The following is a 26,540-nucleotide window of genomic DNA, read 5'->3' on the forward strand; positions in this document are numbered from 1 at the left end:
ATAGACAGGGCAGCACCAACCATCACGGCTGCCCAGGCGAACGGCAAATAAGACCCCGGCGCTTCCCGGTGGGTTGATCCACCTCGGGCACACAGGCTGTGTGCCCTAATCGCCAGTCACGCGGGGTTTGTGGCGTCGATAGTTTATGCGAGCTTTCGGCGTTAGGCAACCGGCCCGGAAACCCGCACCACGACCTTGCCGAACGCCCCGCGACGCAGGTGCGCCAGCGCCTGTCCGAGCGCGTCGAAATCGTAGACGGCGTCCACCACCGGCACGATCCCATGCCGGTCGACGGCAGCCACCAGCGCCTCAAGCCCGTCGCGGTGCCCCACGCCGATTCCCTGCACATGGGCGCGCTTGAGCAACATGTCATACACCGGCAACGCCAGCGTATCGCCGCCCAACGTGCCAATGATGGAAACCTTGCCGCCCGCTGCCAGCGCAGCCATGCTCTCGCGCATGTCGCCCCCCGCCAGTTCCAGCACCTGTTCCACGCCCCGGCCCTCGGTCAGCGTTCGGACTTCGTCGGCCCATCCGTCGCGGCGAAGCACACCGTGCGTGACGCCGAGCGCCGCCGCCCGGGCCAGTTTGTCGGGACTGCCGCTCGTGACGATCGCGCTGGCGCCGTGCGCCACGGCCAATTGCGCGCCGAACAACGCCACGCCGCCCGTGCCAATGGCCAGCACGGTCTCGCCCGCCACGAGCTTACGGCCGATGCCGAACAGCGCGAACCAGGCCGTGAGCCCCGCGCAGGTCAGCGTCGAGGCCGCCACATCGTCGAGCGTGGACGGCGCCCGCACCAGCGCCCCTTCGGGGAACACGGCGTATTCGCGCAGCACGCCCTGCAACGTTCCGCCGAAGATCTGCAGCCCCGACGGCGCCTGCTCCCCGCCGACCCAACGATCCCAGAACGTATTGACGACCCGCTCGCCGAGCGCCACGCGCGTCACCCCTGTGCCCAGCCCCACCACCTCGCCGACCATGTCCGAGCCGGGCACGTAAGGGAACGAGAGTGGCAACCCCATGCCGCTGTCGATCATGAGGGCGTCCCGGAAGTTGAGCGACACCGCATTCACCTTGACCAAGACTTCGCCGGGTCCAGGCGTCGGTACGTCCACATTCGTCAGTTCGAGCGCAGCCTCGCCAAGCGTCGTCATCTGCCACTGCTTCATCGTTGTCATTGCCAATCCTTTGTCTGAAAACGGAAATCCCCGGTCCGCCGGGTGGACAGTCCCAGCTTATTGGAGAATACTTCGCAGCAGTGACGGCAATTCATCAACAGATTGGCGAATCATGGGAACCAATGAGACTTACACACCGGACCGGCTGTCCGGCATCTCGGCGTTCGTCGCAGCGGTCGATGCGGGGAGCTTCGCCGGTGCCGCCGAACGGTTGCATCTGACGCGCTCGGCCGTCGCGAAGCGCATCGGCCGACTGGAAACCCGTCTCGGTGTGCGCCTGTTCCATCGCACCACCCGCAGCCAGCATCTGACCGATGAAGGCCAAACGTTCTATCTACGTTGCACGAGGGTGCTCGCCGAGTTGTCCGAAGCGGAAGACGAACTGAGTGCCGGCGCGGTGACCCCGCGCGGCAAGTTGCGCGTGACGATGCCGGTGCAGATCGGCCGACAGTGCATCGCCCCGGTGTTGTTGACGCTCGCGAAAACGCATTCGGAATTGCGGCTTGAGATGGCGTTCAGCGATCGTCGCGTGGACCTCGTCGAAGAAGGTTATGACCTCGCCGTGCGCAGCGGACGACTCGACGACACGCCCGGACTCAAGGCACGGTCACTCGGCGAGCAGACGATGCTGCTGTGCGCGTCCCCCGCCTATCTCACTGCGCATGGCACGCCGCAAACGGCCGCCGATCTCGTCGGGCACGAACGTCTGATGTACGGTCGCGGCAACAACCTCTACCAATGGCCGGCACTCACCGTGACGCCCGAGGCCACGCGCCGCACGCCACGCTTCGTGCTCGACGATCTCGTAGCCCTCGTCGAAGCGGCCGAACAGGGGCTCGGTATCGCATGCATTCCCCAGTGGGTCGCAGCGCAGTCGATGCGCACCGGCAAGCTGGTGCAACTGCTGGCGAACACCTACACGCCCGGCACGCCTCTGCATCTGGTGTGGCCCGACACGCGTCATCCGTCGCCAAAGCTGCGGGCGGCCATCGACGCATTGGTCAGCGCCGCCCCCGCCCTTCTCGGCGTGCCTCGTACGTCCTAGCGCACGCTCGAGGCGTCGGGAAAGGGTGGCAAGGGTAGCGTCGCCTATGCCTGCGTCAGAAAGGGCAATTGCTGCGCGCTGATCGCTGCGGCGCGCGTCGAATGCCATCGCGCCCACATCGCAGCGGCCGACGCCCCGCCCAACAGTTTCACTACGCTGTCGCGCCGGGACAGGAGGCGCTCGATCAGGCCGTCGACATCGGGCGTGTCGACCGGCGTTCCGGTGCACCCCCTCGCGTGCCGAACGAAGTCGCACGCGGCGACGACCCAGGGCTGTACGCCCGGCGCATCGATGCGGCCAAGCCGGTATGCCATCTCCGCGGCCACGGCGCGCACGCCATCGGGCTGCTTGAGGGCGTCGCGAACCGCCTTCTCGCACGCATCCGAGGTCAGGCACGACAGGCGTCGCACGAATGGTGCGTCGTGTTCGCCGCACGGCGACGTCGCGACGGCCTCGAGGATGCTGTCGGGCAACGCTGCGGGGTATTGGCCGACACCTCGCGAGAACAGGCACGCGTCGAAGTTCATCGTCATCACGCGCGGCAGATCCTCGCGGTCGCGCCAGATGCCCACGTTATCGAGACCCGCGTCGCACAGTCCGCGATTGCCGAGCCAGAGCGCCGCAAAGTACTGTCGCTCGAGCTCGCACTGATAGATGTCGGGCAGCAGGGTGCAGATCTTGGCTCGCCTGGCCGCCTGATCCGGGAACGCTTGCGCCAGTGTCGGAACGCGCGCGCCGCTGTCCCGGCCGACGCGCCCCCGTTCATCGGGCGGACGATGCAACGCACTTTCGATCGCCCGGGACGCAGCGACGCCCTCCAGCCACTCGCCGAACGCCTGACAGCCCGGCAGGAAGGCCGTCGCCAGAAAGACGCGCTCGGGGTCGCACGTCGCATCGAACGCCTGCGAACAACCGCGCACCAGTATGGCGGTCGGCGTGGCCAGCCCCAGCGCGCCGAAGAGTCGCGACGCGAGCCAGCTTTGCGTCGCCTGCCAGACGTCCGGGCATGCACGGACGACATATTGCGCAGCCTCCGCCGTAGGTGCCAGCACCACACGCGCCCAACTTTCCGACGACACCGTCGTCCCCACCTCGTGGACTCGTTGCGCCGTAGAAAAATCGTGCGGCCCGATGCCAGGTAACGGCGCGCCGCTGCCGTCGTGTCCGGCGACCGCACCGTAGGCTTCGGACATGCCGCACGCGGGGACCCGGACCGACCGCTCCTCCCACGCAACGCCGCTCGGCACATGTCCCCAACGCGAACAGGCATTCGGATTCATCACGCCCCCCCCTTCGTCATTTGGCGGGGCATTCGGCGCACAAGGCGAGCCCAACACCCCGATCGAGATCGGGCGATCTTGCTGCGGCAGCGAACGGCTGGCTTTCGAAAATGAGGCAACATCGGACAAATCCGCCACGCATCGTCGGCACATGCCGGCGCACGTTGCGCAGACGGGACGCAGTTCGATGGCGTGAGGTCATGTGTGGCCATGAGCCCACGCGTGGTAGGCTCGCCGTATGTCTACGCCCCCCCGCATTCTCGTGAGCAGCTGTCTGCTCGGTCACCCCGTTCGTTATCACGGGCGCGCCGCCCCGTTCGAGGCCGGTGCCGCCATTCTCGAGCGCTGGCGCGCCGCCGGCCTCATCGTGCCGATCTGCCCCGAAGTTGCCGGCGGACTTCCTACGCCGCGTCCGCCCGCGGAAATCGCACGGGCGGCGGGGGGCGACGCCGTCTGGCAACAACTCGCGCGTGTCGTCGACGACACCGGCGCCGACGTCACCGCCGCGTTTCTGGACGGCGCAAGGCAGGCGCTGGCCCTGGCGCAGCGTCACGGCATCCGGATTGCGGTGTTGAAGGAAGACAGCCCGTCATGCGGCAGCGCGTCGATTTACGACGGGACGTTCACGGGCAGGAAGGTTGCGGGAGACGGTGTGGCGGCAGCCTGGCTGCGCCGTCACGGCATTGAAGTGTTCAGCGAGCACACGCTCGCCGACGCCGATGCAAGACTGCGCGCGATCGGGAGCATCGGGAGCATCGAGAGCCCTCGATAGCGCGCAAAAAAAACGAACACCCGCGCGCGACTACAGCTCGATTCGGGTGCCGAGCACGGCCAGGAACTGCGCGATCCAGGCCGGATGCGCGGGCCACGCGGGCGCAGTCACGAGATTGCCATCGGTGTGAGCGTCGTCGATCGCGATCTCCATGTATTTCCCGCCCGCCAGACGCACTTCCGGCGCGCAAGCCGGATACGCCGAACACTCCCGCCCCTCGATCACACCTGCGGCCGCAAGCAACTGTGCGCCGTGACAGATCGCGGCAATCGGCTTGTCGTGCTCGGCGAAGTGCTTCACCGCCGCCAGGACCTCCTCATTCAGACGCAGATACTCCGGTGCGCGCCCGCCCGGAATGACCAATGCGTCGAAGTCCGCCGGCGAGAGCCCGTCGAAGGTGGCGTTGAGCGTGAAGTCGTGACCGCGCTTTTCGCTGTAGGTCTGATCGCCCTCGAAGTCGTGAATGGCCGTGCGCACCTTGTCGCCCGCCTTCTTGCCGGGGCAGACGACTTCCACGCGATGCCCCACGGCCATGAGTGCCTGCACCGGCACCATCAGCTCGTAGTCTTCGACGTAATCGCCTGCCAGTACCAGAATCCGCTTCTTGCCCATGTGACGCTCCATTCAGAGAAATGAGGGAAGGAGAAACCGAGAAACAGCCCCTCCATGTTACTCAATTCCGGTGACGACGCCGGGGCAACCGTCCCCGCACGTTCTTCAACGATCTGAACAAAAAAAACCGCGTGCCGAAGCACGCGGTGTCAAGCCGGCGCAAAACGCCGTCGGTCAAGCGGTTTGTCGGCGGCACCGCCCCCCGGGGCGCCGCGCGAGCCATTGGCTTCAATACGTTTCGAGATGCAGACGGCCTTCCGTCTTCATGCGCTGCCACAGCGCCTGCCAGTCGAGTCCGGCCTCGCCGGCAATGGTTTGCAGCGCCTGCAGCACGCCGTCTTCCATGCCTTTCAGGCCACACACGTAGATGTACGTATGCTCGTGACGCAACAGCGCGGCCACGTCGGCGGCACGCTCACGCATGGCGTCCTGCACGTAGCGCTTGGGCTGGCCCGGCGTGCGTGAGAACGCGAGGTTCGTGTCGATGAAATCCTTCGGCAGGTTCAGCAGCGGGCCGAAGTACGGCAACTCGCCCTGCGTGCGTGCGCCGAAGAACAGCATCAGCTTGCCGGTTGCGCCTTTCAGGCGACGCCGACGGCGATATTCCGTCATGGCCCGCATCGGCGCGGCGCCCGTGCCGGTGCAGATCATCAGCAGATGCGAATCGGCGTGATTCGGCATGAGGAACGTGCTGCCGAACGGGCCCATCACGTTCACCACGTCGCCCTTCTTCAGGTCGCACAGGTAGTTCGAACACACCCCGCCCACGGCCTGCTCGTGATGGTCTTTCGTCACGCGTTTGACCGTCAGCGCCAGGTTGTTGTAGTCGGGACGCTCGCCGTCCCGCGGCGACGCAATCGAATACTGCCGTGCGTGGTGCGCGCGCCCGTCGGCCGTCGTGCCCGGCGGAATAATGCCGATGGACTGGCCTTCGAGCACCGGGAACGGCTGCTTGCCGAAGTCGAGCACGATGTGATGGATGTCGCTCTCGGTACTGGCGTCCGTCAACCGGTAATTGCCGACCACGGTCGCCTGCACCGGCGCCTTGTGGTTGTACAGGTTGACGTAGGGTTTGGCTGCCGACCACGGCGGCACGACCGAGCCGCGCACGAGATCCGAGCCGCCGATGACCGGCTCCGAGGCATCGGACGCGTTACCCGCCCCCGCGCCGCCGCTCGACTCGGCCGCCTCGCCGATCGATCCCTGACCGGCAACCGCGTTGTCCTGCGCGGGGAGTTCGTCCCACGTGAGCTGGTCGTCGACGGAATAGGCCTCGGCCTTGAGCACGTCGCGCCAGTTGTCGATGGCCCCCGTCGGGCACGGCGAAATACACGCCATGCACCCATTGCACGTGTCCGCGCGCACAACGTAGTTGTTCTCGTCGTGCGTGATCGCGTCGATCGGACACGTCTCCTCGCAGGTATTGCAGCGAATGCAGATCTCCGGATCGATCAGATGCTGCTTCAGGACTTCGACCGGAACGGGGCCGTTCATGATGCTGTCTCCTTGTGGGGAATGCGCTTCGGGGGCTGCGTGGCCCCCGCATTTTTAGTTGAAGCGCACGTACTCGAAGTCGATCGGCTGGCGGTTGATGCCCAGCGGGGGCGGCGCAATCCAGTTGGCGAACTTGCCCGGCTCGGTCACGCGACCCATCAGCGATGCCACGTAGGCGCGATCTTCCGACGACGGCAGCCACTCACGCTCGTGCGCGGCCCATTCCGTCTCGCTCACGACGCGGCCGTCCGGCGACACCCGCACACCCGCGAACGTACCGATCTGACGATTGAACGCCTTGTGCGGCACCGTCAGGCGGAAGTCGATGCCGGCCTTCTCCAGCACCTTGTTCCAGCGGTTCACACCGGCCACCGAATCCTTGATGTAGTCATCGCGCAGCACTTCGTTCATCGCGTTGAGCATCGGCACTTCGCGCTCCACGAGCTTGCCGTTGTCCACGTCGAGCAGGCGATACATCTGGCCGTTCAGTTGATGATCGTCGTCGCGCTTGCCTTCTTCGTAACGGCCCTTCAGACCCGAGCTGTAGAAGATCGCGGCGTTCGACGACTGGTCCGCGCCGAACAGATCGATCGTCACGGAGTAGTGGAAGTTGATGTAACGCTGGATCGTCGGCAAGTCGATCACACCGGCGGCGCGCAGCTTCGAGACATCGTCGGTCTTGAGTTCGTTCATCACCTGCGCCGTGCGGGCGATCACGCGCGACACGCCCGACTCGCCCACGAACATGTGGTGCGCCTCTTCGGTCAGCATGAACTTCGTGGTGCGCGCGAGCGGATCGAAGCCCGACTCGGCCAGGGCCGAGAGCTGGAACTTGCCGTCGCGGTCCGTGAAGTACGTGAACATGTAGAACGCGAGCCAGTCCGGCGTCTTTTCATTGAACGCGCCGAGAATACGCGGATTGTCCTCGTCGCCCGAACGGCGGCCGAGCAGCGCTTCGGCTTCTTCACGACCGTCGCGGCCGAAGTAGCGATGCAGCAGGTAGACCATCGCCCACAGATGGCGGCCTTCTTCCACGTTCACCTGGAACAGGTTGCGCAGGTCGTACATCGACGGCGCCGTCAGCCCGAGGTGACGCTGCTGCTCGACCGATGCCGGTTCCGTGTCGCCCTGCGTGACGATGATGCGGCGCAGGTTCGCGCGATGCTCGCCCGGCACGTCCTGCCACGCGGCCTCGCCCTTGTGTTCGCCAAAGTGAATCTTGCGATCCGCTTCGCCCGGCGTGAGGAAAATGCCCCAGCGATAGTCCGGCATCTTCACGTGGTCGAAGTGCGCCCAGCCGCTCGGGTCCACGCTCACGGCCGTACGCAGATAGACGTCAAAGCCATGCGAGCCTTCCGGGCCCATGTCTCCCCACCAGGACAGGAAGTTCGGCTGCCACTGTTCGAGCGCGCGTTGCAACGTGCGGTCGTCCGACAGGTTGACGTTGTTGGGGATCTTCTCGCTGTAGTTGATCGAAGCCATCGTGGGAATCCTCGTGTCTCGTGCGTGTTCTGTGGAAAACGTCTCGTCGGTGCGCCGCTCACCGGTGCGGGTCACCGGCGGCGGCGCATCGCATTCGTCAGACGCGGTTCAGGTCGAACTGCGCCTTGTTGCCCTTGCCGTAGACTTTCAGCGCGCCCTTCTCGCCCACGGCGTTGGGGCGAATGAAGATCCAGTTCTGCCACGCCGACAGACGGCCGAAGATGCGGGTGTTCATCGTCTCCTTACCGTTGAAGCGCAAGTTCGCTTCCATGCCGGTCAGGGCGTCGGGCGACATGGCCGCACGCTCCTCGATGGCGATACGAATTTCGTCCGGCCAGTCGAGATCGTCGACGGCGGCCGTGACCAGCCCCAGACGTTCCGCTTCATCCGGACGCACCTGGCGGCCGATGGTGGCACGCACGGCGTCGAGTTCCTCGGCGTCTTCGTAGAAACGACGTGCCAGACGCGACTGGTCAGTGACCATCGGCAGCAGGCCGAAGTTGACTTCGGTGAGCGTGATCGCCGGTTCGTCTTCCTCGCTGGCCGGCAACGACGCCATGTACGTGCGGTCGGCGGCAAACGCGAACTCGGCGAGGGTGCCGGTAAAGCACGAATCCGGCTCGATCAGCGCGAACAGCGAGCGCGACGACACATCGATACGGGCAAACGTGCGGCGCAGCATGCCGATGGTTTCGCGCACGAACCAGTGGTCCTGATGCGCGAGCAGCGACGCGTCGGCGGCCAGCACATGCTTGGCCTCGCCTTCCGTGCGCAGCAGCCAGGTGCCGATGTCGAGTTCGTTGGTGCGCAGATTGAGGATGGCGTCGTCGAGTTCGCGGGCCATCTTCAGCGGCCACCAGTGGATGCCGGCGGCTTCGATACCGGCGATGTCCGCCGGCGGCGCCGACTTCGGTGCCTTCACGGTCAGGCTTGCCGTGCGGTTGGCGCGATCGATTTCGACTTCGACGAATTCATAGCGGATGGCATCCGGCTCGTCAGTGCGCTCGATGCGCGTGAGCGTCACGCCCTTGCCGCCCGGACGATGGCTGTCCTGCGCCAGTTCCAGCGCGCGGGCCGAAACCGATTGGGCGAACTGGGCGGGCTTGACGACTTCGTCGACCAGGCGCCATTGCTTGGCGCGCTCGCCGCGAATGCCTTCCACGATGGTGCAGAAAATGTCGGCGCGATCGTTGCGCACGTGGCGCTTGTCCGTCAGACGCGTGAGGCCGCCCGTGCCCGGCAGCACGCCGAGCAGCGGCACTTCCGGCAGCGCGACCGACGACGAGCGGTCGTCGACCAGATAGATCTCGTCGCAAGCCAGCGCCAGCTCGTAGCCGCCGCCTGCGCATGCGCCGTTCACGGCGGCGAGGAACTTCAGGCCGGAGTGGCGGCTGGAGTCTTCGAGACCGTTACGCGTTTCGTTGGTGAATTTACAGAAGTTGACCTTCCATGCGTGCGACGACAGGCCGAGCATGAAGATGTTCGCGCCGGAGCAGAACACGCGGTCCTTGGCGCTCGTGACCACCACCGTCTTGACTTCCGGATGCTCGAAGCGGATGCGCTGGACGGCATCGTGCAGTTCGATATCCACACCCAGATCGTACGAGTTGAGCTTGAGCTTGTAGCCCTCGCGAATGCCGCCGTCTTCTGCGATATCGATGGCGAGCGTGGCAACAGCGCCATCAAAACTCAACTTCCAGTGCTTGTACTGCGTGGGGTCCGTACGGTAGTCGACGTGGGGTTTGCCGAACATGATTGCCTCCAACACGAATAATGATCTTGTTGGATTGCAATATAGTGCAGCACAAACCCACCGTCAACCGTTTACCGAAAGAAAAATGAATTATTTTGCAGTCAAGCCACAATCAATCGGACGATAACTGCACTGCCAGGCGGCCGCGCAGTTGCAGATAGGCGTCTGCCAGCGCCCGCCCGCCGGTGTCGAAGCTCATGTCGGCCTTGGCGTAGAAGTCCTGACGCCCTGCCAGAATGCGCTTCAGATCGTCCATCGCCTCCGCGTTGCCCGACATCGGCCGCAGGTCGCCCTGCGCGACCACCCGCTTCATGTGCTCCTCGGGCGAGGCTTGCAGCCAGACCGTGTAGCAATGGGTGAGCAGGAAGTTGAAAGTCGCGGCGTCACTGACGATACCGCCGGGCGACGCGATGACAGCGCGCGGATGCTCGGCCACCACGGCCTCGAGCGCGCGCAGCTCGTAACGGCGATAGGCGCTCGCCCCATACAGCGAGTAGATCTCCGACGGCGGGCAGCCCGCCAGTTGCTCGATCACGCGATTGAGCTCGACGAACGGCACGTGCATGTCGTCGGCCAGCATGCGGCCCAACGTCGACTTGCCCGCGCCACGCAGTCCGATGAGCGCGATGCGGCCGCGCCGATCCGGGTCGCGCTCGCTGCCCGCGAACAACTCGGTGAGCGCCTGACGCGCGCGCGTGAGCGCCTCCCCATCGCGCCCGTGCAGGATTTCGCGAATGAGCAACCACTCGGCAGAGGACGTCGTCTCGTCGCCCACGATCTCCGCCAATGTGCAATTTAGTGCCTGTGCGAGCTGACGCAGGAACAGCACGGAGGCATTTCCCACCCCCGACTCCAGATTGGCCACGTGACGCTCGGATACCCCGGCGTCGAGCGCCAGCGCCTTGCGCGTCAGGCCTCGCCGCGCGCGCAGCGTTCGTACCCGCTCGCCCAGCGCGACCAGAAACGGGTCTTTCTCACCGGCGCCACGCGCCGTCGGCACCCCATCGGCTTGCGCACTCTTATTCATCAGGCAAGATCCTCGAAGCAGATAACATGTAATATATTGCTTGACAGCGAAATTTGCATGCTCTAATTTTCACCATGCGTCGGTAAAAAAGCAAACGCGGGCCAGACATTCTGCGCACCGTCATTGACCGACGTCATATCAACAGACAGTGCGCGGACCGTGATGCGCGCGAACGACAGGGCATTGTCAACGCGATGCCGGCCCGGCTGAATCGATCGACTGGGCCCCTGCTGCCGCCGCGACCGGTATAGCGACTGCGACGTCCCCAGGAGACATGGATGGATGTGCCCCAATTTCAGGCGCTGATCGCCGACCTCACGCGCCAGCTCGACGGCCGCCCCCTCGACGCCCCCCTCGCCGATTGGCTCAACACGCACTATGGTGCTGGTTCCCCGGGTTACGAAACGCTCGCCGACGCCTGCCGCACCGGCGTGGCCGAAGGCTGGCTATGCAATCGCGAAGGCGGTGGCATTCGTTACGGACGCGTCATCAAGGCCACGCCCGACACGCACGACTTTTCCGTCGACGTGGTGGACATGGCCGATCTGGCCGGACCGCACCACACGCATCCCAACGGCGAAATCGATCTCATCATGCCGCTCACGCCGGGTGCGACGTTCGACGGACACCCGGCCGGATGGTGCGTGTACGGCCCCGGCACGGCCCACCGGCCGACCGTCGCCAGCGGACGCGCCCTCGTGCTTTACCTGCTGCCCGGCGGCGCCATCGAATTCACGCGCAGCGCTTGAGCGGGCGGCTTCCGCACGCCGGTTCGCGCGACGCACACACGTCAACTGTCTGACTCTTATCGAGTACTGGTCATGAGTACCCCTGCCTTGCTGGAAAACTACGTCGCCGGCCAATGGGTGGCCGGCAGCGGCGAACGCACCGCCCTGACCGACCCGGTGACGGGCGACACGCTCGCTTTCGTCTCGAGCGCCGGACTTGATCTCGACGCGGCCTTCGCCTTCGCTCGCGACACGGCCGGCCCCGCCTTGCGCGCCCTGTCGTATGGCGAGCGCGCACAACGGCTCTCGCAAATCGTGGCTACGCTGCAAGCACATCGCGACGACTATTACGCGATCGCCACCGCCAATTCGGGCACGGTCGCCACGGACTCGGCCGTCGACATCGATGGCGCCATCTACACCTTGTCGACATATGCCAAGCTCGGTGCATCGCTTGGCGACGCGCACACGCTGCTCGACGGCGCCGCCGTGCCACTCGCCAAAGACGGCTCGTTCGCGGTGCGTCACGTCTTCCGTCCGACGCCGGGCGTGGCACTCTTCATCAACGCCTTCAACTTCCCGGCCTGGGGATTGTGGGAGAAGGCAGCCGGCGCCTTGCTTGCCGGCGTGCCCGTGATCGTCAAACCGGCCACGTCGACCGCCTGGCTCACGCAACGCATGGTGGCCGATGTCGTGGCCGCCGGCATTCTCCCGCCGGGCAGCCTGTCCGTGATTTGCGGTAGCGCAGCCGGGCTGCTCGATCGCATCGGTCCGTTCGATGTCGTGTCGTTTACCGGCTCGGCGGATACCGCCGCCACGCTGCGCGCGCACCCCGCGTTCACGCATCGCTCGGCGCGCATCAACGTCGAGGCCGACAGTCTGAACAGCGCCGTGCTGTTGCCCGATGCCGCGCCCGGCACCGCCGCGTTCGATCAGTTCGTGCGCGAAGTGGCGCGTGAGATGACCGTCAAGTCGGGGCAGAAGTGCACGGCCATCCGGCGCGCGATGGTGCCGGTCGAGTACTTCGATGCGGCCGCTGCCGCGATTGCCGAGCGTCTCGCCCGAACGGTCGTCGGCAATCCGCGCAACGAGACCGTGAAGATGGGCTCGCTCGTGAGCCTTGCGCAAAAGCGCGCCGTGCTCGAAGGCATTGTCCATCTGCAAGCGGAAGCCGAAACGCTTTACGACGGCAATCGCGATGCCGCGTTCGTCGACGCCACGCCGGACAGCGCCTGCGTGGCGCCGGTACTGCTCGGCCTGCGCGACGGCGCAAGCGGGCAGCGCGTGCACGACACGGAGGTCTTCGGCCCCGTGGCGACGCTCGTGGGCTATCGCAATCTCGACGACGCCGTGGCGCTCGCCAAGCGCGGCCAGGGTTCGCTCGTCGTCTCGCTGTACAGCAACGACGCCGTCGCCATGTGCGCCCCTGCCGTGACGCTGGCCGATGCGCACGGTCGCGTGCATGCCGTGGATCCGTCTGTCGCGAAAAGCCAGACGGGCCACGGCAACGTCATGCCGCAGTCGCTGCATGGCGGACCGGGGCGCGCCGGTGGCGGCGAAGAACTGGGCGGCTTGCGTGCGCTGCGCTTTTATCACGTGCGCTCGGCCGTTCAGGGTCCGGCCGCGATGGTCGAGGCACTCGCGCAGGACGCCGTCGAATTTCCCAAGGCCTGACGCACGTCGGGTCACCGAACCGCATTTGCCGTAACCACTCAGCAGCCAGCCGCAAGCCGTCGCAGTCAAGGTGATTCAAACAGGTGCCGTCAGAGCGCCAAAAAAGAGAGCTCACGCCGCGTGAGCGCCGTTCCCATGTGAACGGGTGCCGCGCGGTGATCCACCGGAGGCAACATGGAAGCCGTACTCACCCCACCGCCGGCGAACTTCAACTTCGCCGCGCACCTGGAGACGCTCAACCGCGAGCGCGCCACCAAGACTGCATATCTCGACGACACGCGTGCCCTCACCTATGGCGAGCTGGCCGAACAGAGCCGGCGCTTCGCCACCGGCCTCGCGCGCGCGGGCATGCACCGCGAAGAACGCATACTGCTCGTGATGCTCGACACCGTCGATCTGCCGATCGCATTCCTCGGTGCGCTATACGCGGGTGTCGTGCCCGTCGTCGTCAACACGCTGCTCACCGCAGACGACTATGCGTACATGATTACGCACAGCAAGGCGCAACTGGTGATCACCTCCGGCGCGCTCATGCCGACAGTGCAGGCCGCACTGGACAAGGTCGCCCAATCCGGACCGGTGCCGCCGTGCATCGTCTCGCAGCCGATCGCTGCCGAAGCGGACGCCGGCACGACGTCATACCCGACATTCGACGCCCTCGTCGACGGCCCGCCGAGCGCCGTACCCGCCGACACGGCAGGCGACGACATCGCCTTCTGGCTGTACTCGTCGGGTTCCACGGGCAAGCCGAAGGGCACCGTGCACACGCACGCCAACCTTTACTGGACGGCCGAGACATATGGCCGCAACGTGCTCGGCATTCGCGAAGACGACATCGCGTTTTCCGCCGCCAAGCTCTTTTTCGCCTATGGGCTCGGCAACGGGCTCACGTTCCCGCTGTCGGTCGGTGCCACCGTGGTGCTGATGGCGGAGCGTCCGACGGCCGAGGCCGTCGCATTGCGGCTGCGCCAGCATCGCCCGACGATCTTCTATGGCGTGCCCACGTTGTACGCCAACCTGCTCGCCTCGCCGCACCTGCCCGCCCGTGCCGACGTGGCGCTGCGCCTGTGCACCTCGGCAGGCGAAGCCCTGCCGCGCGAAATCGGCGAGCGTTTCACCGCACACTTCGGCGCCGAGATTCTCGACGGCATCGGCTCGACCGAAATGCTGCACATCTTTTTGTCGAACCGCGCCGGTCAGGTGGCTTATGGCACGACGGGCGAACCGGTGCCGGGCTACGAAGTGGAGTTGCGCGACGAGCACGGCCAGTGCGTGCCCGACGGCGAGATCGGCGATCTCTACATCCGGGGGCCGAGCGCCGCCCTCATGTACTGGTGCAACCGTGAGAAATCGCGCACCACGTTCCTCGGCGACTGGCTCAAGAGCGGCGACAAGTACCAGCGTCTGCCCAGTGGTTATTACGTCTACGCCGGGCGCAGTGACGATATGCTCAAGGTCAGCGGTCAATACGTCTCGCCCATCGAGGTCGAGATGGTGCTGATGCAACACGACGCCGTGCTCGAAGCCGGCGTTGTCGGCCGCGACGACAACGGCCTGACCAAGACGCAGGCATTTGTCGTGCTCAAGCCCGGGATTGCACAAACCGACGCGATGGCCACCGAGTTGAAGGCTTTCGTCAAGGCGCGACTCGCGCCGCACAAATACCCTCGCGAGCTGGTGTTCGTCGACGACCTGCCGAAGACGGCCACCGGCAAGGTGCAGCGCTTCAAGCTGCGCGAGTTGCTTTAGGAGAGATGAGAACGATGTCGGACGTACAGTTCGCGCAGATCGAGACCGCCTCGCACGGTCCGCTCTCGCTGGAATACCGGTGGATTCACCCTGAACGCACGCATGCACCGCTGCTGGTCTTCCTCCATGAAGGACTGGGTTCGGTGGCCATGTGGAAGGACTGGCCGCAACAGTTGTGCGACGCGGGCGGTTATCGAGGCGTCGTGTACTCGCGCAACGGCTACGGCCGTTCCACGCCGAGGCCGCACGACGAGAAATGGCCAGTGGACTTCATGCACCGTCAGGCGCGCGAAGTGTTGCCTGCGTTTCTCGACGCGATCGGCGTCGGCCTCGAACAGGCCGACCGTGTGTGGCTCGTCGGACACAGCGACGGCGGTTCGATCTCACTGCTGTTCTCCGCCGCGTTCCCCGATCGCCTCGCAGGCGCCGTGGTACTCGCCCCCCACCTGTTCGTCGAGGATCTGTCCGTCGAGAGCATTGCGAAGACCAGGACCGTGTACGAGACGACCGACCTTCGCGCGAAGCTCGGCCGCTATCACGACGACGTCGATTCGGCGTTCTGGGGCTGGAACGACATCTGGCTGAATCCGGCGTTTCGCGACTGGAATCTGGTCGGCGCCGTGGCCAGCATCTCGAAGCCGCTGCTCGCGATTCAGGGGGAAGACGACGAGTACGGCACGATGGCGCAGATGGACAGCATTGCCGCGCACGTACCGCACGCCAAGGTCGTGAAGCTGCCCGCCTGCGGCCACTCGCCGCACCGCGACGCGCCGGTGCCGCTGGGCGAGGCCATCGTCGCGTTCATTGGCGCGCACGCCGAGCGTCAGGCGGCTTGATCGACGCGCCACGTCACGTGGCGCAAGTCGACCCGACGGGTAGGCCTCCGATCGCGGAGGACGCCCGTCGGTGTCCCATCCTGCATTCCCCCGGAAAACCTCAGATGACGCGGACGCCCGGCGTGCCCGGACGCATCGCGCCCACAATGCCGGCTTCGGCGAAACCGTCGGCACGGAATACCGCCAGTACGTCATCGACCGCCCCCGGTGCGCAGGACACCAGCAGGCCGCCTGCCGTCTGCGGATCGCACAGCAGGTCGCGGTCGCGCTCCGTCAAACGATCGCCAAGCTCGACCGAGGCGCCGTAAGACGCCCAGTTGCGTCCGGACGCGCCGGTAATGCATCCCTTGTCGGCCAGTTCGCGCACGCCATCGAACAGCGGCACGTCGGACATGCGCAGATAGGCGGCCAGATTGGCGCCGCGGCACATCTCGAGCGTGTGACCGAGCAGCCCGAAGCCGGTGACGTCGGTCAGCGCATGCACGCCGGGCAGCGCGGCCAGCGCCGGACCGACACGGTTCAGACGCGTAGTCGCGTCGATCATGAGGCGATAGCCCGCATCGTCCAGCTGGTTCTTCTTGAGCGCGGCCGACATCACGCCGACGCCGAGCGGCTTGCCGAGCACGAGCACATCGCCCGCCTGCGCGTCGGCGTTGCGCTTGAGACGCTTCGGATGCACCACGCCCAGCGCCGCCAGTCCGTAGATCGGCTCGACCGAGTCGATGCTGTGACCGCCGGCAATCGGAATGCCCGCTTCGGCGCAGATCGATTCGCCACCGCGCAAAATGTCGCGGATCGTCTCGCGCGGGAGCACGTTGATCGGCATGCCGACGATGGCGAGTGCGAAGATCGGCTTGCCGCCCATCGCATAAATATCCGACAACGCGTTGGTCGCGGCGATGCGGCCGAAGTCGAACGGATTGTCGACGATCGGCATGAAAAAGTCGGTCGTCGCGATGATGGCTTGCTCGTCGTTGAGCTGGTAGACGGCCGCGTCGTCGGAGGTTTCCGTGCCGACGAGCAGCGCGGCCGGAGCGGGCAGCGGCGTCTCGTTGCGCGCCAGCAGTTCGGACAGCACGCCCGGCGCGATCTTGCAGCCGCAGCCGCCGCCGTGCGAGAGCGAAGTCAGACGCGGCGCGGCTTGCGCGCCGCCCGCTTGGGATGCATCGATTGCGGTCATGGTCGTTGGTGTTCGTTTGTCGAAACTCGACGTATTATGGAGCAGCTTTGCCTCCATAGCACCCTAACCAACATGCGCCGTGCGCGCTAAGGGGACTCATCATGCAACGCCGCCGCTTCCTGTCTCTGGGCGCCTGTGCCCTGCCCGCCTCGCTTCTGTCGACCTCCCTGCTTCCCGCCTACGCCCATGGCGCACCGCGCAACGTACCGTCGCGCGAAACGGTCGACGGCTGGCGCACCTTCGAACTCACCACGCAAGTCGATCTGCCCGCCGGCAATGCGCCGGCACAGGTCTGGCTGCCGGTGGCGGCGTCGCCCGGCGGCAGCTACCAGCAGGCACTCGGCACGCGTTGGGAGGCGCCTGGCGCGAAGGCGGAACTGCGCACCGTTCGCGGCGCCTCGGGCGTCGGGGTGCCGATGCTCGCCGTCGCGTGGCCTGACGGCACGGCCGCAGCGCGCTCGGTGACGCTGGTCAACACGTTCACCACGCGCGACCGGCAGGTCGATCTGTCGCAACCGCCCTCGCCCCACGCGCCGAAAGAATCGGCTGCCGTGCTGCGCCAGTATCTGCAACCCACCGAGCTACAGCCGACCGATGGCCTCGTGCGCGAGACCGCCGAGAAAATCACGCGCGGCAAACAGGGCGACGTGGAGAAAGCCCGCGCCATTTACGAGTGGATCGTGGACAACTGCCGTCGCGAGGGCTCGGTGCGCGGCTGCGGTACCGGCGACGTGCGCTACATGCTCACCACGGGCGATCTCGCCGGGAAGTGCGCCGACATCAACGCCCTGTTCACGGCGCTCGCGCGCTCGGTCGGCATTCCCGCGCGCGACGCCTATGGCGTGCGCGTCGCAACGTCGCAACATGGCTTCAACAGTCTGGGCAAGGCGGGCGACGTCACCCGTGCGCAGCATTGCCGTGCCGAGTTCTACGCAGCGGGTTACGGCTGGGTGCCGGTCGATCCGGCGGACGTGCGCAAGGTCGTGCTCGAAGAAGTCCCGGGCGGCCTCCCGCTCGACGATCTTCGCGTGCGTGCGGCCCGTGCCATGCTGTTCGGTCAGTGGGAGATGAACTGGGTGGCGTTCAATCATGGCGCCGATGTGCCGCTGCCGGGGGCGTCCAACACGCGCGACGGCACGATCCCGTTCCTCATGTATCCGAATGGCGAAGTGGCAAGCGCCCGGCTCGACAGCCTCGATCCGGACACCTTCCGCTATCGGATGACCGCCCGCGAACTGACCGCCTGATCTCGCCCGCGAAGGAGCGCCTCGCCATGCATCGCCGTCATTTTCTTCATACCCTCGGGGCCCTCGGGACGGCCAGTGCGCTGGCCGGCACCGCCACGCCGGCGTTGGCTGCCGGACCGGCCAGGGGCGCGACCGAAGTCGACGACAGTGCACTCGCCGGCGCCTCCGGCGGCGCACTGTCGGCATGGCGCGGCGCAACACCGGCGTTCACCCTGCCGGCGCTCGACGGCAAGCCGCACGCCTTGTCCGAATGGCGGGGTCGTGTGGTCATCCTCAACTTCTGGGCGACGTGGTGTCCCCCGTGCCGCGAAGAGATTCCGGCGATGGGGGCGGTCGCGCGTCAGTACCGTGAACGCGGCCTGGCGCTCGTGGCGATCAGCTACAAGGAACCGCTCGCCACGGTCAAACCGTTCGTCGACAAACTCCCCATCGACGGCACCGTGCTACTCGACACCGACGGCGCCGTGTACAAGCGCTTCGGCGCGATCGGCCTGCCCGCCACGTACCTCATCGACCGAGCGGGCAACGCTCGTTTCTGGCGCATGGGCGAACTGGAATGGAGCGACGTCGGCTTGCACGGGCACATCGAAGCGCTGCTGACGCAAAAAGGCAACGCGTCGGCCTGACGCCAGCAGCGTTATTCCGGCGCCACCTTCTGCGCCGTGGCGTACACATGATCGAGCAGCCGCGCCGTCGGCCCGGCGAGCACGCCTTCGCGGTACGCGCAGTACAACGGCGCGCGAGGCGACGGGTCGAGCGGCCGGTAGACGATCCCTTCGACCTGCATGCGCATGAGCGACGCGGGCACCACGGACACGCCGAGCCCTGCGGCAACCAGCGAGAGCGTCGTGAGCAGACGCGGCGCTTCCTGCTCGATGTTCGGACTGAAACCCGCGCCGTGACACGCCGCGATGATGGCGTCATACAGTCCCTGCCCCGTACGGCGACGATAGAGAATCAGCTTCTCCGAGGCAATCGCCGTCATCGGCACCGGGGCCTTGCCCGCGCGCCCGGTGAGCGCCAGCGGATGCGCCGACGGCGCCGCCAGCACCATCGACTCCTCCAGCACCGGCACGAAGGCAATCTGCCCGATATCCCCCTGCGGCTGACGAATGAACGCGACGTCCAGTTGTCCGTCGCGCAAGCCGTCGAGCAACTCGCTCGTACTCGCTTCGTCGAGCATCAGCGAGACCGACGGCGCATCGGCGCGAAACGCGCGGATCACTGTCGGCACGAACGGATGCAGGGCCGATGAACTGGTGAAGCCCACCGACAGCCGCCCCTTGATGCCTGCCGCCACGCGACGCACATCGTCCACCGCCTGATCGAGCTTGCGCACGACTTCGTAGGCGTCGCCAAGAAAGGCCTGCCCGGCGTCCGTGAGCGCCATGCCGCGCGGCAGACGCTCGAACAGCGTGACGCCCAGTTGTGTCTCCAGCACCCGGATCTGCTGCGAGAGCGGCGGCTGCCCGATGCCAAGGCGCTCCGCCGCCCGCGTCATGTGCCCCGTTTCGGCCACCGCAATGAAATAGCGGAGCAATCGCACGTCGATGTTTGCCATATTGGTTCGATATGATTCAAGTCACTTCCATATATTGGACAATATAGCGCAATCGGCCTAATCTCAAGGGGTCCCGCGCGGCACCCGTGCATCGTCTCCCTCGATGGCACCTCTGGCCGGGCGGCCTCCGTAGTCAGCTTCTCTGTCAGGTTTTCCGAACGATTTCGCCATGCGTACTCCGGCTCCGTCCACGCCATCCGCCAGCGCCGCACCGGCCGTCCCCACGACGGCCACCGTGAGCGGCGACACCCCACACACCCACGACATCCACGACACCCCCAGCATTCGCGCGCTGTTCCTCGGCTTCCTCGGTCTTGGCATGACGGCCTTCGGTGGCGCGCTGCCACTTGCGCGACGCATGATCGTCGATAAACACCGGTGGCTCACGTCCGCCGAGTTCACCGACCTGCTCGGCCTGTGCCAGTTTCTGCCCGGCGGCAACATCATCAACCTGTCCGTGGCGCTGGGCATGCGCTTTCACGGCTGGCGCGGGGCGCTGGCGTCGATTCTCGGTTTGATCGCCGCACCGTCGGCCGTCGTCATCGGATTGGGCACCATCTACCAGCACTTCCAGAACGATCCGCATGTGAAGCATCTGTTCGCAGGGCTCGCGGCGGCAGCGGCCGGGCTGCTCATCCAGATGGCGTGGAAAGTGTCGTGGCCATTGCGCAAGTCGCTGGTGCTCGCGTGCGTCGCCGCAGCGTGCTTCATCATGATCGCCGTGCTGCGCGTGCCCCTGGTCATCACGATGGCCGTGATGACGCCGCTCTCGATCTATGCCACGTGGCGGGTGTCAAAATGACCGGCACGCTCATCTCGCTCGCGATCATCTTCACGCAGTTGTCGGTGCTGGCGTTCGGCGGCGGCAACACGATCCTGCCGGAGATGGAACGTCAGGTTGTCGATCTGCATCACTGGATGACGTCGGAAGAATTCAGTGCGCTGTTCGCGCTGGGGCAAGCGGCGCCCGGTCCGAATCTCATGATCGTGACGCTCGTCGGCTGGCACGTGGCCGGGTGGCAGGGCATGCTCGTGACGTCACTCGCGAAGTTCGGCCCGTCGTCGCTCATCACCGTGGGCGTGCTGCATTTGTGGGAGCGGTTCAAGGACCGGCCCTGGCGCCGCATCGTGCAGGCCGGTCTTGCGCCGATGACTGCCGGGCTCGTCGCGGCGAGCGCGGCGCTGATCGCCGAGGCCTCCGCCACGTCGTGGCTGCTCGCGGGCATTACCGCGAGTGTGGCGGTACTCGCGATTCGCACCCGCGTCCACCCGCTGTGGTGGCTGGCGGCGGGCAGCGTGGCGGGACTCGTTGGCGGCGCCTATCTTTGACGCATGCGTGGGCACCGCGCCCACGCTCTGACGCGCTCAGGCCCGGCTGACCTCGCAGACGTTTGCATAGTCGACGCGCCAGTGATCGCGGCCCAGCGTGTCGATACCGTCGACGAGATGCCTCCAGTCCTCGGATCCGACGACGAGCGACGCCGGCGTATCCGCCCTGGCCAACGCGGCCAGCCGGTGCGGGCAAGGCTCACGGAGACCCGAGTTGCCTGCCACCAGCATCACACGGGCGATCCATTGCGCCACGTCGACCGGGATCGTGGACGTACCGATGTCGCCGGCAGCCTGAGGCGACTCGTCCGTCCAGCACCAGGTTCGACGCGCACTGACCGACGCGCACGTCGCAATCCCCAGCGCGAACATCACCTGCTCGCACGCCATCCCCGTTTCCGTTGCCGTCCGCAGCGCACTCTCTGCGAAATGTCGCCAGTCGCCTACGCCGCCACAATCCTCGCGCACGCTGTCGGCGATCAGCGAGACCACGCGGGTACGCACTCGCCGGAGCGCATCCGGGCGCGTCAGCAGGCGGCGGGCATCGCGCGTGTCGCGCGACAGGTCGTCCGTGGTCTCGGCCGGATCCAGCAGTTGCACGTCCACAGGATGCACGTTGAACGTCGGCGAACCCGGATCGTCGTTGCGCCAGTCGGGTTCGAGCCGGTCGCGCAGGAGCGCGAAGGCGTCGTCGTAGCGAATCAGTGAGGGCTGCGCGTCGTTGATCTGCAGCGTTCGCAGCGAGGCGGCGGGCAGCTTGAACCCAAGGCCGTGTGCCAGCAACTGGCAAAGCGCGGCGACCCGATCACTTTGGTTGAAGTTGATTTGCGGGGCATCGGCCACATGCAGGACCAGCGCTTCCGAGATGCGCATTTCGGCAAACTTGCGGCGTGCCTGCGGCGAAGCGTGCCGAAGCGCGGATGCGCTCGGACACTTGTCAGCGGCGGCCTGCGTTGCGTCGAACGCCACCATGCACTGGCGCATCGCTGTCACTTCGCCGAGCGTGCGGCGGCACAGGATCGCGTCGGTATGGATCGCCCACTGGCGTTGCGCAGCTTGACCTTGCCCGATGGCGTTCTCCAGAGACCGAAGTTCCGGCCATAGATACCGGCAGGTGGCACCGACCGTCACTGCGCTGAGCGCGCAGGCGAACGTCACGTCAACCGCGCCGGCCAAACCGCTGCCGCCACTCAGCAGCCGATCGCGCGCGCATTGCCAGACATCGCCCAGCGCGTGCGCAAGACCGTTCTCACGCACGCATGCGGCGGCATTGGCGAAGTCGCTGCGAAACCCGTCGCAAATGCAGTTCGCGGCCTCGCTCGCCAAACGCAGCACCGCGTTTGCCGCATTCGCCGGAACAGGCTGCGGGGAGAGGCCGGTCGGCAGGACGGCAACCGCCGTGGACGCAGATAGCATGATGCAATCTCCTTGTTTTCGATGTGGTGAATGAGGCCAGCATCGTCGGCTGCGGCCGCGCGCGCCGCTTCAGGAATCGCCCACGGGCCTTTCGGGCGAACCCACGCAGAATCTGGGATGATGTCGCCATTGCATCGCCGTCGACCCACCGGAGGCTCCATGCCGACCTTTGCCACGCTTGCCACGTTCGTCGTTGTCGTCCTCGGGCTGTTCCTCATTCCCGGCCCGGCCGTCTTGCTGACCATCACGCGCACCGTTCAGGGCGGGCGCCGCGCCGGCGTCATGACCGGCATGGGCATTGCCCTTGGCGATCTCGTCCACACGCTGTGTGCAGCCGTCGGCCTGTCGGCGGTGCTGATGACTTCGGCACTGGCCTTCGATGTCGTGAAATACGTGGGGGCGGCGTACCTGATCTATCTGGGAATCAAGGCACTGCGCGAACGTCCGTCCGATCCGCAACTGCCGTCGGCACCGAAAGTCTCGCCTGGACGCGCGTTCGTGCAGGCGGTGGCGACCGAAGTGCTCAATCCCAAGACCGCCCTCTTCTTCCTGGCCTTCATGCCGCAGTTCGTGCATGCAAGCGAGGGCAACGTCTTCGCGCAGTTCCTCGTGCTCGGGATGGTCTTCGTGGCCATGAGTGCGATGTACACGGCGGCCATTGCCTTGTCCGTGCGTCCGCTCGGCAAGTTCGTGAAGCGTTTCACGTGGCTGCTGCGCTGGCAGGGCAAGATCATCGGCACCATCTTCATCGGCCTCGGCCTGCGCGTGGCCCTGCAGCAACGCTGAAGACGCGCGGCGGTTGCCGCGCCACCTTGAGAACGCCGGGAGCATCGGCAACGTCGGAGTCGCTCACCATGCCCAGCATCGTCTCGTCACTACGTTCATCGGGTTCACCGGATCGGTACGCCGCATCACGACACACGCGCTCGATGGTGCGACGGGCCGTGTTCGCCATCACCGTGGGGCTGATCGCCGGTCCGCACGCCTTCGCGGCCGATCCCGCACCGGCCGCCGTGCCGTTTTCCAAGGCGGCGACTGGCAGCACGTCGCTTGCCGGTTGGCAGAACCTGCCAGTCGTGAGTGGCAAGAAGCTCACGACCTACACTGTCGTGGCCGACGGGCGGGGCAACGTGATCGAGGCCAACTCCGTCGACTCGGCATCGGCGCTCATGGCCAAGGGTGACGGCATCGACCTGAGCGCAACGCCGGTCGTCACGTGGCGCTGGAAAGTCGACAAGGCGATTCCCGGCGCGGACAACCGCGTGGCTGACAAAGAGGATTCCCCGGCGCGGCTCGTATTCTTCTTCGACGGCGACAAATCGTCGTTGCCGTTTGGCGACCGGGCGGCCATGAGTCTGGCCAAGGCGGGGGGCGAAGATCTGCCGTATGCCACGCTCATGTACATCTGGTCGAACGATGCGACAACGGGCGGTGTGATTCAGAATCCGCACACCGACCGGGTGCAGATGCTCGTGGTAGCGGGCGGCGACGCGTCATTGGGCAAATGGCAGACGTTCAGCCGCAACGTCGCGGCCGACTACGAACGCATTTACAAAGAGAAGCCGGGCAAGCTGCTCGGGTACGGCGTTTTCACCGACAGCGACAACACGCATGCGAGCGCACATGCCTGGTATGGCGACGTCAAATTCAGTGCGCCAAAATAGTGCCGAAATAGTGCCAAAGCAGCGCCGTTTTTTCGCCGCTCGGAAGCCCCGAATTGCGGCTCCGGTTTCACCTAACGACACCCATGCCAAAAGGTGACGATACCGCATCGAAAAATACCCTGAAAGCCCCGTCCGACGGGGCTTTTGCGCTATTGCAACAGTCGCTTGCATGCTACGCTATCTCGCCTAGAATTCGAGCCAGAGTCTGTCGACTGGCTTGACGCAGTTCATGCCTTTCACACGCCATCGCGAGCGCCATGCAAAAGAATCGCCAGCCCAAGGACGTTACGTTCGCCGCCAGTCCGGTTTTGCAATCGCGCACCTCGTTGTGGCGCTCCAAACTCGTCGTCATCGCGATTACCCTCGCCTTCATCGGACTCGTCGTTCGCGCGTTCTGGATTGCGGGGCCGGGGAACGGTTTTTACATCGCGCAGGGCGAGAAGCGATACGAGCACACCATCGTCATGCCTGCCGTGCGCGGCAAGATCGAAGATCGCGACGGCCGTGTGCTGGCCACCAGCCTGCCGATGCGCACCGTCTGGGCCGTACCTACCGAAGTGCCCGACGACCTGTCCGACAGCGACATCCAGAAGGCCAGCAAGCTGCTCGACCTCCCGGTCAAGGAACTGCGCGCCAAGCTCATCGGCGAGAAGAAGTTCGTCTACGTGAAGCGTCAGGTCTCGCCGGAGATCGGCAAACAGGTCGAAGCGCTGGGCATTCCGGGCGTGTACGAGAGCAGCGAATACAAGCGCTTCTATCCCGAGGGCGAAGTCGCGGCGCACGTGGTCGGCTTCACCAACGTCGAAGACAAGGGGCAGGAAGGGATGGAGCTCGGTGAAGAGCCGCTGCTCGAGGGCACCGCAGGGGTGCGCCGCGTCATCAAGGATCGCATCGGGCGCACCATCCAGGATCTCGACGACTCCAGTCCGCCGCGCGACGGCAAGGACATTCGTCTGACGCTCGATACCCGGGTGCAATACATTGCCCACGAAGCGTTGAAAAACGCGCTGGAGCGTACCGGCGCGAAGGCGGCGATGGCTGTCGTCATCGACGCCAAGACCGGCCAGGTACTGGCATTGGCGAACCTGCCGACCTACAACCCCAACGACCGTGAGCATCTGACCGGAGAGCAACTGCGTAACCGCGTGTTCACCGACGTCTTCGAACCGGGCTCGATTCTCAAGCCCTTCACGATGGCGCTGGCACTCGACCTGCATCGGCTGAACCCATCCACGCTGATCGACACGGGCCCGGGACGCTATGTCTTCGAGGGTGCGACCATCAGCGACGACAGCGCCAATGGTGTGTTGACGGCGGCCGGCGTCATCCAGAAGTCGAGCAACATCGGCATGACCAAAGTGTCGACGATGTTGCGGGCGGAGGAGATGTGGGACATGTTCACCGAGATCGGTTTGGGCCAACAACCCAAGCTGGGCTTCCCGGGCGCCGTGTCCGGCCGTCTGCGACCGTACAAGTCGTGGCGACGTATCGAGCAGGCGACCATGGCTTACGGTTACGGCATTTCGGCGTCGCTGTTCCAACTGGCGCGCGCGTACACCATCTTCGCGAACGATGGCGTGATGGTGCCCATCTCGATCATCAAACCCGATACGCCGGTGCAGCCCGAGGGTGTGCGCGTCATCGATACGCGCACGGCGGCGGAGATGCGCAAGATGCTGGCGGGCGTGGTGGATACCGGCGGTACCGCAACGACGGCGCAGGTGGCCGGTTACAGCATCGGCGGCAAGACGGGGACGGCCTACAAGGCGGGCGCTCACGGTTACGACCATTCGAAGTACCGTGCGTCGTTCGTCGGGATTGCGCCGTTGTCGGCACCGCGACTGGTAATTGCCGTGTCGGTGGACGAGCCGAAGGCATCGCAGCACTTTGGCGGTCAGGCGGCGGGCCCGGCGTTTGCCGAGATTGCGTCGCAGGCGCTGCCGTTGCTGGGCATTCGTCCGGATCTCCCGGTGCGGCCCGGCGTGATTCTGGCGGCGCCCACATCCGATACGCCGCCGGACGACAAAGGCTCGCACGGTTAAGGGGCTTCCGGGGCGTTACGCGCGCTATCCCGCTTCGTACAACAACGGTGGGGCACACCGGCCAGTGACGGAAGCGCCCTCCCCGGTTCCCACCTCAGCGGTGGATCGGATCGGGGGCCGCCCGCGGCACTCCATTGCTTGTTAAGTCGCACCGCGGGCGGCCCCCGATCCGATTCCCGGCGTTAGCGATGCGATGACACCCATCGAATGCAATGGAACGGACGGCTCGGCCGGCACTCGATCTCCGCAACGTTCCTCCCGTCCTTGCAGTCGTGCTGCCCGGGGCGGTGTCCCAATCGAAGGCGAAGACATCGACGTCACAGGATATATGAGCGGCGCGTGGCGGGGCCCCGTACGGTCGACGGTAAGGTTGAGCGCCCGCAGGGGACCCCCCCACGCCCCCGGGTTGGGGGGTGGGGTGGGCCTTGGTTGTGGTTTGTCGGGCGGGGTGGACGACAACCTAAAAGT

At 65.8% G+C, this 26,540-nt stretch carries 23 protein-coding genes and 1 riboswitch; of the genes, 13 read left to right on the forward strand and 10 right to left on the reverse strand.

Translation table 11 applies throughout. The features are described 5' to 3' along the window. Positions 1-23 precede the first annotated feature (23 nt). Positions 24-130, reverse strand: a riboswitch (ZMP/ZTP riboswitch). Between the two features lie 31 nt (positions 131-161). Continuing rightward, positions 162-1,172, reverse strand: a complete 1,011-nt coding sequence (locus tag ABWO90_RS22980; RefSeq protein ID WP_353193568.1) for a zinc-dependent alcohol dehydrogenase family protein — start codon at positions 1,170-1,172, stop codon at positions 162-164. 121 nt (positions 1,173-1,293) lie between these two features. Between ABWO90_RS22980 and ABWO90_RS22985 the strand changes: the two genes are divergently transcribed. Further along, on the forward strand, positions 1,294-2,226 hold the full coding sequence (locus tag ABWO90_RS22985) for a LysR family transcriptional regulator (RefSeq protein ID WP_353193546.1): 933 nt from the start codon (positions 1,294-1,296) through the stop codon (positions 2,224-2,226). 44 nt (positions 2,227-2,270) lie between these two features. Here the strand turns inward: ABWO90_RS22985 and ABWO90_RS22990 are convergent, their stop codons facing one another. Continuing rightward, complete coding sequence (locus tag ABWO90_RS22990; RefSeq protein WP_353193547.1) at positions 2,271-3,419, reverse strand: hypothetical protein; 1,149 nt, start codon at positions 3,417-3,419, stop codon at positions 2,271-2,273. Between the two features lie 325 nt (positions 3,420-3,744). Between ABWO90_RS22990 and ABWO90_RS22995 the strand changes: the two genes are divergently transcribed. Beyond that, positions 3,745-4,278: a 2-thiouracil desulfurase family protein gene (locus ABWO90_RS22995; protein ID WP_353193548.1), complete on the forward strand. Its 534-nt coding sequence runs from the start codon at positions 3,745-3,747 to the stop codon at positions 4,276-4,278. A gap of 30 nt (positions 4,279-4,308) precedes the next feature. Here ABWO90_RS22995 and ABWO90_RS23000 read toward each other — a convergent pair whose 3' ends face one another. The 5 genes from ABWO90_RS23000 to ABWO90_RS23020 form a co-directional block, all read right to left on the reverse strand. Continuing rightward, complete coding sequence (locus tag ABWO90_RS23000) at positions 4,309-4,890, reverse strand: DJ-1/PfpI family protein (protein ID WP_353193549.1); 582 nt, start codon at positions 4,888-4,890, stop codon at positions 4,309-4,311. A gap of 228 nt (positions 4,891-5,118) precedes the next feature. Next, the gene (boxA, locus tag ABWO90_RS23005) at positions 5,119-6,384 is read right to left on the reverse strand and encodes a benzoyl-CoA 2,3-epoxidase subunit BoxA (protein WP_353193550.1); all 1,266 of its coding nucleotides are present in this window, start codon (positions 6,382-6,384) and stop codon (positions 5,119-5,121) included. A 54-nt stretch (positions 6,385-6,438) separates the two neighbouring features. Continuing rightward, positions 6,439-7,866 (reverse strand): benzoyl-CoA 2,3-epoxidase subunit BoxB, encoded by a 1,428-nt coding sequence (gene boxB / locus ABWO90_RS23010; protein ID WP_353193551.1) that lies wholly within the window; start codon positions 7,864-7,866, stop codon positions 6,439-6,441. Positions 7,867-7,963: 97 nt separating this feature from the next. Further along, entirely contained in the window at positions 7,964-9,619 is a 1,656-nt protein-coding gene (gene boxC / locus ABWO90_RS23015) for a 2,3-epoxybenzoyl-CoA dihydrolase (RefSeq protein WP_353193552.1), read from the reverse strand. A gap of 112 nt (positions 9,620-9,731) precedes the next feature. Continuing rightward, positions 9,732-10,646 carry a helix-turn-helix transcriptional regulator gene (locus ABWO90_RS23020; RefSeq protein ID WP_023595044.1) on the reverse strand — a complete coding sequence of 305 codons (915 nt, stop codon included), beginning with the start codon at positions 10,644-10,646 and terminating at the stop codon, positions 9,732-9,734. A gap of 278 nt (positions 10,647-10,924) precedes the next feature. On the opposite strand from ABWO90_RS23020, the gene ABWO90_RS23025 reads away from it, so the two are divergent. From ABWO90_RS23025 to ABWO90_RS23040, 4 genes are all read left to right on the forward strand, one after another. Then, entirely contained in the window at positions 10,925-11,395 is a 471-nt protein-coding gene (locus ABWO90_RS23025; protein WP_353193553.1) for a DUF4863 family protein, read from the forward strand. Positions 11,396-11,467: 72 nt separating this feature from the next. Further along, positions 11,468-13,048, forward strand: coding sequence for a 3,4-dehydroadipyl-CoA semialdehyde dehydrogenase (locus ABWO90_RS23030; RefSeq protein WP_353193554.1), 1,581 nt, complete (start codon positions 11,468-11,470; stop codon positions 13,046-13,048). Positions 13,049-13,222: 174 nt separating this feature from the next. Then, a complete protein-coding gene (locus tag ABWO90_RS23035; RefSeq protein WP_353193555.1) occupies positions 13,223-14,797 on the forward strand; it encodes a benzoate-CoA ligase family protein in 1,575 nt (524 codons plus the stop codon). 14 nt (positions 14,798-14,811) lie between these two features. Continuing rightward, a complete protein-coding gene (locus ABWO90_RS23040) occupies positions 14,812-15,633 on the forward strand; it encodes an alpha/beta fold hydrolase (RefSeq protein ID WP_353193556.1) in 822 nt (273 codons plus the stop codon). Positions 15,634-15,733: 100 nt separating this feature from the next. Here the strand turns inward: ABWO90_RS23040 and selD are convergent, their stop codons facing one another. Continuing rightward, positions 15,734-16,813 carry a selenide, water dikinase SelD gene (selD, locus tag ABWO90_RS23045; RefSeq protein ID WP_353193557.1) on the reverse strand — a complete coding sequence of 360 codons (1,080 nt, stop codon included), beginning with the start codon at positions 16,811-16,813 and terminating at the stop codon, positions 15,734-15,736. A 101-nt stretch (positions 16,814-16,914) separates the two neighbouring features. Between selD and ABWO90_RS23050 the strand changes: the two genes are divergently transcribed. Both ABWO90_RS23050 and ABWO90_RS23055 read left to right on the forward strand, forming a co-directional pair. Then, positions 16,915-18,060, forward strand: coding sequence for a transglutaminase-like domain-containing protein (locus ABWO90_RS23050; RefSeq protein WP_353193558.1), 1,146 nt, complete (start codon positions 16,915-16,917; stop codon positions 18,058-18,060). 26 nt (positions 18,061-18,086) lie between these two features. Then, complete coding sequence (locus ABWO90_RS23055) at positions 18,087-18,686, forward strand: TlpA family protein disulfide reductase (protein WP_353193559.1); 600 nt, start codon at positions 18,087-18,089, stop codon at positions 18,684-18,686. Positions 18,687-18,697: 11 nt separating this feature from the next. On the opposite strand, the gene ABWO90_RS23060 is transcribed toward ABWO90_RS23055, so the two are convergent. After that, complete coding sequence (locus ABWO90_RS23060) at positions 18,698-19,621, reverse strand: LysR family transcriptional regulator (RefSeq protein ID WP_353193560.1); 924 nt, start codon at positions 19,619-19,621, stop codon at positions 18,698-18,700. A gap of 169 nt (positions 19,622-19,790) precedes the next feature. Here ABWO90_RS23060 and ABWO90_RS23065 point away from each other — a divergent pair, with 169 nt between their 5' ends. Together ABWO90_RS23065 and ABWO90_RS23070 are read left to right on the forward strand one after the other, a co-directional pair. Next, on the forward strand, positions 19,791-20,423 hold the full coding sequence (locus tag ABWO90_RS23065) for a chromate transporter (RefSeq protein ID WP_353193561.1): 633 nt from the start codon (positions 19,791-19,793) through the stop codon (positions 20,421-20,423). After that, positions 20,420-20,950, forward strand: a complete 531-nt coding sequence (locus ABWO90_RS23070) for a chromate transporter (protein WP_353193562.1) — start codon at positions 20,420-20,422, stop codon at positions 20,948-20,950. The genes ABWO90_RS23065 and ABWO90_RS23070 overlap by 4 nt, the downstream gene beginning before the upstream one ends. Before the next feature lie 36 nt (positions 20,951-20,986). Here ABWO90_RS23070 and ABWO90_RS23075 read toward each other — a convergent pair whose 3' ends face one another. Further along, entirely contained in the window at positions 20,987-22,366 is a 1,380-nt protein-coding gene (locus ABWO90_RS23075) for a hypothetical protein (RefSeq protein ID WP_353193563.1), read from the reverse strand. Between the two features lie 159 nt (positions 22,367-22,525). Here ABWO90_RS23075 and ABWO90_RS23080 point away from each other — a divergent pair, with 159 nt between their 5' ends. The 3 genes from ABWO90_RS23080 (at position 22,526) to ABWO90_RS23090 (ending at position 26,072) form a co-directional block, all read left to right on the forward strand. Beyond that, positions 22,526-23,152, forward strand: coding sequence for a LysE family translocator (locus ABWO90_RS23080; RefSeq protein ID WP_353193564.1), 627 nt, complete (start codon positions 22,526-22,528; stop codon positions 23,150-23,152). A 68-nt stretch (positions 23,153-23,220) separates the two neighbouring features. Beyond that, positions 23,221-24,030, forward strand: coding sequence for a DUF3047 domain-containing protein (locus ABWO90_RS23085; RefSeq protein ID WP_353193565.1), 810 nt, complete (start codon positions 23,221-23,223; stop codon positions 24,028-24,030). Positions 24,031-24,287: 257 nt separating this feature from the next. Beyond that, positions 24,288-26,072: a peptidoglycan D,D-transpeptidase FtsI family protein gene (locus tag ABWO90_RS23090; RefSeq protein ID WP_353193566.1), complete on the forward strand. Its 1,785-nt coding sequence runs from the start codon at positions 24,288-24,290 to the stop codon at positions 26,070-26,072. Positions 26,073-26,540: the final 468 nt, after the last annotated feature.

Source organism: Pandoraea pnomenusa (genome assembly GCF_040391475.1).
GTDB lineage: Bacteria > Pseudomonadota > Gammaproteobacteria > Burkholderiales > Burkholderiaceae > Pandoraea > Pandoraea pnomenusa_C.